This window comes from Paraconexibacter sp. (assembly GCF_041602235.1).
In the GTDB taxonomy this organism is placed as follows: Bacteria; Actinomycetota; Thermoleophilia; order Solirubrobacterales; family Solirubrobacteraceae; genus Paraconexibacter.
In genome coordinates this window covers 1-1532 of sequence record NZ_JBFIGP010000489.1, presented here as the reverse complement: position 1 = coordinate 1532, position 1532 = coordinate 1, and the positions used below count along the sequence as shown (strand labels likewise).

1 protein-coding gene is annotated in these 1532 nt (G+C 69.7%); it reads right to left on the bottom strand.

All coding sequences use genetic code 11. The features are described 5' to 3' along the window. A partial coding sequence (locus ABYE80_RS20745) for an alkaline phosphatase family protein (RefSeq protein WP_372792336.1) occupies positions 1-1449 on the bottom strand: 1449 nt, incomplete at its 3' end. Positions 1450-1532 lie beyond the last annotated feature (83 nt).

Here is a 1532-nt window from a genome sequence, read left to right as displayed (position 1 = left end):
GTCGAAGGCCTCGGAGAGGAAACGGCCGTCGTTCTGCGCGGGGGGATCGAGCCCGAGCAGACCGGCGACGGTCGTCGCCGAGTCGACGTTCTCGGCCGAGCCCTCGTTGATCAGCGTGTCGTCGAAGAACGGGGCGGCGGTCCCGCCGACCTCCTGGTCCTTCACGGCGGGCGACCCGCCGGTCACGACGAACAGGTTGTCGCGCGTCTGCGGCCCACCGTGATTGCCCGGGATCGGGTTGGAGAAGCCGCTCGGGTCGGAGAACGACGTGCCCGGCTTGGAGGTGACGAACAGGTCGCCGTGGCGCTCTCCGTCGACGTGCCACGCGGGATGCACGGTCGCCACCGTGTGCGCGGCACCGCCGTCGGCCGGGTTGTCCTCGCGGTAGAGCGCCTCCTCGACGCCGCTGCCGGCGAGCACCACCGCGCGCATCTTCGCCAGCAGCGCGAAGCGGTCGGGAGAGGTGCGGTCGTGCAGGTAGATCATGTCGACGGAGCCGTTCTCCACCACCGTGAACGCGTCGGACGGGACGCCGGCGCTCTCGAGCCGGGACGTGAGCGTGACCTTGGTGAGGGTCGTGTCCATCGAGTGGTCGCTCACGACGATCATCACCGTGCGATCCCACTCCTTGCGCGCCTTGAGCGTGTCGACCAGCCGCTTGATCTGCGCGTCGGCGTCGCGCACGGTCTGCTCGTAGGCCGCGCCCGTGCCGGTCGCGTGGCCCGCCGAGTCGACCTGGTGCAGGTTCACGAAGGAGAAGTCCGGCCGGGTGGCGTTCGGCCCCTGATACATCTGCGCGAGCACCGCGTCCATCACCGTGCCGTCGTCGAGCGCGTACCCGGAGATGGGGTTCAGCGGCACCTTCGAGCAGTACGCCTCGTCCTCCTCGGTGGCGTCGCTCCCGCACGGCGAGAAGATCACGTCGGCGTCGGTCTTCGCAGGGTCGACGGTGCGGCCCGAGAAGAGTCGGCCGAGCTTGGGCTTGCCCGTCGCGAAGGCGGTGACGTACCGGCCGGGGACCTGCCGCTTGGCGGCGGCGAAGAGCGTCTGCGCCAGCACGCAGTTGTGGTTCTCCCCCGACGTCACCGTCGGCGCCTTGGAGATGTCCTGGGGACCGGTGGCCTTGCACGAGTCGCCGTTCTCCAGCGGCGCGTAGAGCGCGAACTCGTTGCCGGGGATACCTGACCGGTTCCCGTAGGCCCCGGTGATCATCGCGGTGTGGTTGGGGTTCGTCTCCGCGACCATGATCGATCGCGACTCCTTGTAGTACGTCCCTCCGAGCGACTTCAGGAACGGCATGTTGCCTGCGTCGTAGCGGTCACCGTCGAGTCCGTCGACGACGATCAGGTAGACGATCGGGCGACTCGTCGCCGATGCCGGAGCGGCGCTCACGGCGGTCGAGGCGAGCGCGCAGAGCAGCGCGACGGCGGACAGGCGGATCGCGGACACGGGTGGAAGGGTAACCCGCGCGTGGTGACAGCGCGCCGCGTGTCGCCCCCCTGGGCGGAGTCCGGCAGGATGGTCGTCATGGC